Source organism: Pseudomonas sp. B6(2017) (genome assembly GCF_002112765.1).
GTDB classification, from domain to species: Bacteria; Pseudomonadota; Gammaproteobacteria; order Pseudomonadales; family Pseudomonadaceae; genus Aquipseudomonas; species Aquipseudomonas piscis.
This window is the reverse complement of record NZ_NEIQ01000003.1, coordinates 444,650-451,832: the sequence shown is the minus strand read 5'-3', so window position 1 is coordinate 451,832 and position 7,183 is coordinate 444,650. Positions and strand designations below refer to the sequence as shown.

Below are 7,183 nucleotides of genomic sequence, written 5' to 3'. Positions count from 1 at the left end.
GAGGTCGAGCACGCGGCTGAACAGGCCTGCGACCTTGCCGCTTTCGTCCTCGACTTCCTCGAATTCGAAGGCCACCTCGATGGCCTCGGAAAACAGGTTGCTGGCGTCGCGTTTGCGGGCTGCCAGCGGGTTTTTGTCCGGGTGTTGGGCGCTGAAGGTCAGCATTTCGGTACCCAGGCTGGCCGGGGTATCGGTTACCGCGATGCCGTCCAGGTAGGCGCGGCCGGTGTCGGCAAACTTTGGGCGGATCTCGATGCTGGTGTAGAGCTTCTGCCGGGCCTTGTTCATGTTGACGAGGTCGGCAGTGGGTTCGATCTGGGCGAAAAGGGCGAGCTTCTTCGCACCGGCAATCTCGACTTCTTCGGTCTTCAGCGCGACCACGTCGCCATAAGCACGAAATGGGCTATCCGGCAGCAGGCTACGCATGTGCTCGATCCAGACCCGGGCGCCGTAGGTGTTCAGGCTGTAGGTGTCGGCAGCATCGACCAGCCATTGCCGTTCGATCTGGCGGCCATCGGTGGTGGCGCCTTCAACGGCGACCCGGAAAAATTTGGAGCGGTGTTTCTTGGCTGGGGTGTCGGTTTTGCCGGCCATGCCTGAATCCTCGATGCGGTGGCGGTGGTACCTTGCGTTGAGGGCATGTTGTTGAGCGCAGCCTCTCCGGGCAACGAGCCGCTGTTGTAACTGTGCGGCTTACAAGGGGCAGGGCGGGCGGCATTCGCGCGCGGGCGGCAGCATCTGCGCCATGAATGCCATCGTCGATTTGCCCACCGATCACCGCCGCCACGCCAAACACCTGTATTGGCAGGGCTATCGCGTGTGCGAGATCGCCGAGCTGATCGGGGAAAAGGAAAAGACCCTGCACAGCTGGAAGGCCCGGGACGAATGGGACCGGGCCACGCCGCTGGAGCGCATTGAGGCAGCCACCGAGGCGCGCCTTGTGCAGTTGATCCTCAAGGACCCGAAGTCAGGGGCAGACTACAAAGAAATTGATCTGCTGCACCGGCAGTTGGAGCGCCAGGCGCGCATCCGGCGCTTTACAGAGGGCGGCACTGAAACCGAGCTGAACCCGAACCTGGCCAAGCGCAACGAGGGGCCGAAGAAGGCGCCCAAGCGCAACGAGTTCGATGAAGAACACATCGAGAAACTGACCGAGGCGTTCATCGATGGTTGTTTCGGCTACCAGTTGGACTGGTACAAGGCGGGCAACCAGCGCACCCGGGCCATTCTCAAGTCCCGCCAGATCGGTGCCACGTTCTACTTCGCCCGGGAGGCGCTGATCGATGCGCTGACCACCGGGCGCAACCAGATCTTCCTTTCGGCCTCGAAGAACCAGGCCCACATCTTCAAGGCCTACATTCAGGCCTTCGCCCGTGAGACGGTCGGTATCGAGCTGACCGGCGATCCGATCATTCTCGGCAACGGCGCCGAGCTGCACTTCCTGGGCACCAACGCCCGGACGGCCCAGGGCTATCACGGCAATTTCTACTTCGACGAGTTTTTCTGGACCTTCAAGTTCAAGGAGCTGAACAAGGTCGCCAGCGGCATGGCGATGCAGAAACAGTACCGCCGGACCTACTTCTCGACGCCCTCGAGCATGGCCCATGAGGCCTACACGTTCTGGACTGGCGAGCGCTTCAACAAGGGCAAGCCGGCGGCGCAGCGGATCAAACTCGACGTGTCCCACGATGCCCTGCAGCAGGGCCGGTTGTGCGAGGACCGGATCTGGCGGCAGATCGTTACGATCCTCGACGCCGAGGGCCGCGGCTGCGACCTGTTCGACCTGGACGAGCTGCGGCTTGAGTATGACGCCGAGTCCTTTCAGAACCTGCTGATGTGCCAGTTCATCGACGACGGGGCGAGCATCTTTCCGCTGGCGATGTTGCAACGCTGCATGGTCGACAGCTGGGACCTATGGGCATCGGACTACAAGCCCTTCGCCACGCGGCCGTTCGGCGACCGCCCGGTCTGGGTGGGATATGACCCCGCGGAAACGGGCGACAGAGCCGGCCTGGTGGTGATTGCGCCGCCCATGGTGCCCGGTGGCAAGTTCCGTGTGCTCGAGCGGCACCAGTTCCGCGGCATGGACTTCGCGGCCCAGGCCGAGTTTATCCGCCAGGTCACGCAGCGCTATTGGGTGACATACATCGGCATCGATACCACGGGCTTGGGTACCGGCGTGGCCCAGCTGGTGAAGTCGTTCTTCCCGAACGTGACACTGTTCAGCTATTCGCCAGAAGTGAAAACCCGCCTGGTGCTCAAGGCCTACGACGTGATCAAGAACGGCCGCCTGGAGTTCGACGCGAGCTGGACCGACCTGGCCCAGTCCCTGATGGCCATCCGCAAAACAATCACCGCCTCGGGGCGGCAAATCACTTACACGGCAGGGCGCAACGACGAGACCGGTCATGCCGACTTGGCCTGGGCGACGTTCCACGCCCTGCACAACGAGCCCCTCGAAGGGCAGACCACGGCGAATACCGGATTTATGGAGTCCTACTGATGAGCAGACGCACGCGCGGAAAAAACCTGGTACCGGCCAACAATTCGGCGGCAGTGGAAGGGGAACTCCTGCAGGCCCAGGCCGGCCCGGTCGAGGCGTTCACCTTCGGCGACCCGACGCCAGTGCTGGATGGCCGCGAGATCCTCGACTACCTGGAGTGCTGGTTCAACGGCCGCTGGTACGAAACGCCCATGTCGATGGATGGCTTGGCAAAGACCACCCGGGCCAGCGTCTACCTGCAGTCCGGGCTGACCTTCAAGCGCAACATGCTCGCCCGGACCTTCATCCCACACAAGCTGTTCAGCCGCCAGGCCTTCGAACAGTTCTCCCTGGACTGGCTCTGGAGTGGCAACTGCTACCTTGAGAAGCGCAACAACATGCTGCGCAACACCCTGGGCCTGGTACCGCCGCTGGCGAAGTACATGCGCCGCGGTGAGGACCTGGTGACCTATTACATGGTGCGAGGCTGGAAAGACGAGCACAAATTCGAGGCAGGATCGATCTGCCACCTGCGCGAGGCCGATATCAACCAGGAGATCTACGGGCTGCCGGAGTGGCTGGCGGCGCTGCAAAGCGCGCTGCTGAACGAGAGCGCCACCCTGTTTCGGCGCAAGTACTACAACAACGGCAGCCACGCCGGTTTCATCCTCTACATGACCGACGCAGCGCAGAAGGACGAGGACATCGATTCGCTGCGCACCGCGTTGAAGAGCTCGAAGGGGCCGGGCAACTTTCGCAACCTGTTCGTCTACGCGCCGGCCGGCAAGAAGGACGGTATCCAGTTGATTCCGGTCAGCGAGGTGGCGGCCAAGGACGAATTCAGCTCGATCAAGAACATCAGCCGCGACGACCTGCTCGCGGCCTTGCGGGTTCCGCCCCAACTGATGGGCATCGTGCCGCAGAACGCGGGTGGTTTCGGGTCGCTGCGAGAGGCTGCCCAGGTCTGGGCGGTGAACGAGCTGGAGCCGCTGCAGGCGCGGTTGGCTCAGGTCAATGAGTGGCTTGGCGAGGAGGTCGTCAAGTTCAAGCCGTTTGAGCTGGCGGCGGGGGAGAAGTAGAGCCCCCGCGCAGTAAACGAGGCGACGAGCTGGTGCGTCAACACCAGCCCGACGCTGAATCACTCGAACGCGCCGAGTGCTCCAACCAAGGCCTCGCCCCACTGCGCAGGGGGTGCGAAGCCTAAGCGAATCCCCATGTTGAGACAAGGATCACTTATGAGCACACCAATTTTTCCATGGATGGGCGGCAAGCGCCGTATGGCAAAACACATCATCCCGGAGTTTCCCGATCACGACTGCTACGTCGAACCGTTCTGCGGCGGTGCGGCGTTGTTCTTTATGAAGGACCCGAGCCGGGTCGAAGTGATCAACGACGTTGATGGCGAGGTCGTGAACCTCTATCGCGTGGTGGCCAACCACCTGGAGGAGTTTGTCCGCCAGTTCCGCTGGTCGCTGGTAAGCCGCAAGATGTTCGAATGGGCCAACATGCAAGCGGTACCGACGTTAACCGATATTCAGCGGGCGGCCCGTTTCTTCTACCTACAGCAGCTGTGTTTCGGCGCGAAGCCCACGAGTAGAACCTTCGGCACTGCCACAACCGCTCCACCCAAGCTGAATCTCTTGCGGATCGAGGAGAAGCTCAGCGAAGCGCACCTGCGTCTGGCCCGCACGACCATAGAACACCTGGACTGGAAGGGCTGCATCCAACGGTATGACCGTAAGCACACCTTGTTTTATCTCGACCCACCCTATTGGGAGACGGCAGGGTATTCGGCGGGGGCGTTCGGCTTCGACCAGTACCAGGCTATGGCCGATCTGGCTGGGACAATCAACGGGCGTATGGTGATCTCGATCAACGACCACCCGCAGATTCGAAAGGTGTTCGCAGGCCTGCGGCTGAAGGTCGTGCCGTTCCGGCATGAGGTCGGCGGCAAGGGCGGCAAGGCAGTAAACGAGCTTGTCTACTTCAACTACTAAACTCGCGATTCCTGATGCACCCGAAAGCCGCCTCAGGGCGGCTTTCCTTTGTCCCCCCTGACAACGAACCCTTGGCCAGCGCAAGCCAGGCATTCCTCGCGAGCGGCGAACCGGTCAAGGCATTCGGGGCACTTCTTGAATGCTGCAGCTAGAAGCAGCGGGCGTGCGCACCGGTACGTTTCAAAGTCGTGATTCTCCAGCGCCAGGCCGGCGCAGTCGGAAAGCACTCTATATGTGTCTGGGTCATCGATGTTCGTGTACTCGATACCGTTGATTCGCTGCCCTGTGATCACCAAGTCATGCTCCCGACCGTCTGGGGTCGTGATCGTCATGCCGTTCATTTTCCATGCTGCACCGGTCATGCGAAATACAAGACGGCGATCTCCTTTCTCCCCCAATACCTGCGCGGCATAGCCCTCTCTGCCCGCAGGATAATAGAGGCCGCTCGAAAGCCGGCCGATGCTTGGCCCTCCGTCGCGCGCAACGAGGTCATAAAAGGCTGACGGCATGAAGCCGGGCTCACAGTCGATCAACGTTTCGACTGCGTGCCAGTACGCCGAGTCTGCTAACTCGTCGAGTTCGAATTTTTCTGCGGTGCTGATGATCTGCTCGTTGAGCATGTCTTTCGAGATGAGGCGGCACATTGAGCGGTGCACTTCTGGATTGTTGAAACGGCTTTCCTGGTCGTCGAGATATCGGCGCCATTGCGCCATCCGCTCGGCTTTCGTGCCTGGTGGGGGTAAGGGTTGATTCTTCATCTGATCAGACTGCTTTAACTGATGCTGTATGTGCATACAGTAATCCGGGAGTCCAGACCCGGCGAATTGAAGCGACGAAATGCGGTGTCAGTGACGTGCTACAAATTCGGGGGATTGGCGTGCCACAACGGGGCACTGGCGTGCTTCACAACCTGGCGCGCGCCGTCGTCCCCCCACCTCGCCTGCGGGCTAAATGGGTCGCTTTTTCTGCACCCCTGCAACCTACTCAGAACGGCGCCGGTCTGGGGGCTCTGGCGCCTTCCTGGGGCGGCAAAAGCCTGCGGAACCCTGCGAAGGTCGGCACGTTTTCAGTACCTACCGAATGGGGCATCACCTGCCAAATCTGAGAGGAGCCTCGGGAAAAGGGTTAGTTTTTTTCTGAGCGCGTCGGGAGGGGGTGAAAGGCCCGGTTTTACTAGGCTTCGGACCTAACTTTGAGGGGTTAGTTTAGGTTAGGTTCAAGGTTAGGATTTTTTAACTTGTTGAATTTAAAGGAATTTATAAACCTTCAAATTAACATCTCAAAAGGTTAGGAAATAACCTAGAACTGACCAAAAACTAACTTTGCCTGATCAGCCGCAAGCCGCATATCACAAGGCTTTCAACGGTGTTAGTGAAAAGCTAACCGTCCTAACCGTTTTCCGATGGGTCAACATGAAACGCCGAAGGCACCTAGGGGGCGGTGCTGGCAGAGGCCTACCTGCTGTATGCGCATGCATTCACACAAACGGCCTCCGAAAGATTGGTGGCTTGCATGGTGGATGCGCAGCTTGGTACGTGCGTTGGTACGTGGAGGATGAAAAACAAGGGCCTGCATCGCTGCAAGCCCTTGATATATCTGGTGCCGGCACCAGGAATCGAACCCGGGACCTACTGATTACAAGTCAGTTGCTCTACCAACTGAGCTATACCGGCGTGTCAGGGCGACGATTATAGCGATTGGCGGGGTTCTGTAAACCCCTGAAAACTGACTATTTTTGCCCGGGCCTCGGCGCCGGGTGGCCCCGCAACCTTTGGTGGTTGCGGGCTAAGCGCCTGGTGTGGCGACTCAGATCGCCAGGCTGTCCACTACGCCGCCGTCCACGCGCAGGGCCGCGCCAGTGGTGGCCGAGGAGAATGGCGAGGCGATGTAGGTCACCAGGGAGGCCACTTCCTCGACTTCGGCCACGCGCTGGATGATCGAGCTGGGGCGCTCGCGGCGCACGAAGGCGTCGGCTTCTTCCCGGGCGCTGCGGCCGGACTGGCGCACCGCGTCGGCCACCAGGTTGGCCACGCCTTCGGTGAAGGTCGGGCCCGGCAGGATCGCGTTCACGGTCACGCCGGTGCCGGCCAGGCGCTTGGCCAGGCCATGGGAGACGGCCAGGTTGGCGGCCTTGGTGACCCCGTAGTTGATCATCTGCGCCGGGATGGCGACGCCCGATTCCGAGGACAGGAAGATCACCCGGCCCCAGCCGCGCTCGACCATGCCCGGGGTGTAGTGGCGGGACAGGCGCACGCCGGAGAGCACGTTGATTTCGTAGAAATCCATCCATTGCTGGTCGTCGGTGTCGAAGAAGTCGACATCGTTGTAGATGCCCAGGTTGTTCACCAGGATGTCGGCCTGGGGCTCGGCGGCGAACAGGATATCGGCGCCGGCCGCGGTACCCAGGTCAGCGACCACGCCACGGGCGCTGCCATTGCTGGCGTGGATGCCGGCGACGGCTTCTGCCACCGAGGCCGCGTTGCGGCCGACGATGACCACGCTGGCGCCGGAGGCCGCCAGGCTACGGGCGATGCCCAGGCCGATACCGCCGGTGGAGCCACTGATGATGGCGGTCTTGCCGCCCAGATCGATTTGCATGTTCGGATTCCTCATCTTGGGGGCACAAGACCTGTGCCGGTGATCGATTCGAGATGGCGCCATCCTATTGAACGCCAGTAAGATCGTATATGACTTAATTAGTCAC

6 protein-coding genes and 1 tRNA gene are annotated in these 7,183 nt (G+C 60.9%); 3 read left to right on the top strand and 4 right to left on the bottom strand.

Features of this window, described 5'->3' with window-relative positions:
• On the bottom strand, positions 1 to 594 hold a 594-nt coding region (locus CAG11_RS07615), incomplete at its 3' end, for a GPO family capsid scaffolding protein (RefSeq protein WP_143494519.1).
• Between the two features lie 151 nt (positions 595 to 745).
• Between CAG11_RS07615 and CAG11_RS07610 the strand changes: the two genes are divergently transcribed.
• From CAG11_RS07610 to CAG11_RS07600, 3 genes are all read left to right on the top strand, one after another.
• A complete protein-coding gene (locus CAG11_RS07610; protein ID WP_085595766.1) occupies positions 746 to 2,503 on the top strand; it encodes a terminase ATPase subunit family protein in 1,758 nt (585 codons plus the stop codon).
• On the top strand, positions 2,503 to 3,561 hold the full coding sequence (locus CAG11_RS07605) for a phage portal protein (protein ID WP_143494517.1): 1,059 nt from the start codon (positions 2,503 to 2,505) through the stop codon (positions 3,559 to 3,561). The genes CAG11_RS07610 and CAG11_RS07605 overlap by 1 nt, the downstream gene beginning before the upstream one ends.
• A gap of 156 nt (positions 3,562 to 3,717) precedes the next feature.
• Entirely contained in the window at positions 3,718 to 4,479 is a 762-nt protein-coding gene (locus CAG11_RS07600) for a DNA adenine methylase (RefSeq protein WP_085595764.1), read from the top strand.
• A 32-nt stretch (positions 4,480 to 4,511) separates the two neighbouring features.
• Here CAG11_RS07600 and CAG11_RS07595 read toward each other — a convergent pair whose 3' ends face one another.
• The 3 genes from CAG11_RS07595 to CAG11_RS07585 all read right to left on the bottom strand — a co-directional run bounded on the left by CAG11_RS07595 (position 4,512) and on the right by CAG11_RS07585 (position 7,077).
• Positions 4,512 to 5,237, bottom strand: coding sequence for a hypothetical protein (locus CAG11_RS07595; RefSeq protein WP_085595793.1), 726 nt, complete (start codon positions 5,235 to 5,237; stop codon positions 4,512 to 4,514).
• A gap of 839 nt (positions 5,238 to 6,076) precedes the next feature.
• Positions 6,077 to 6,152 (bottom strand) — tRNA-Thr (locus tag CAG11_RS07590).
• Between the two features lie 133 nt (positions 6,153 to 6,285).
• A complete protein-coding gene (locus tag CAG11_RS07585; RefSeq protein ID WP_085595762.1) occupies positions 6,286 to 7,077 on the bottom strand; it encodes an SDR family NAD(P)-dependent oxidoreductase in 792 nt (263 codons plus the stop codon).
• Between the last annotated feature and the right edge of the window lie 106 nt (positions 7,078 to 7,183).

Bases quoted from the DNA above. Each gene is read 5' to 3' on its own strand.
- CAG11_RS07610 (WP_085595766.1), top strand. From the start codon at position 746: ATGAATGCCATCGTCGATTTGCCCACCGATCACCGCCGCCACGCCAAA.
- CAG11_RS07605 (WP_143494517.1), top strand. From the start codon at position 2,503: ATGAGCAGACGCACGCGCGGAAAAAACCTGGTACCGGCCAACAATTCG.
- CAG11_RS07600 (WP_085595764.1), top strand. From the start codon at position 3,718: ATGAGCACACCAATTTTTCCATGGATGGGCGGCAAGCGCCGTATGGCA.
- CAG11_RS07595 (WP_085595793.1), bottom strand. From the start codon at position 5,237: ATGAAGAATCAACCCTTACCCCCACCAGGCACGAAAGCCGAGCGGATG.
- CAG11_RS07585 (WP_085595762.1), bottom strand. From the start codon at position 7,077: ATGCAAATCGATCTGGGCGGCAAGACCGCCATCATCAGTGGCTCCACC.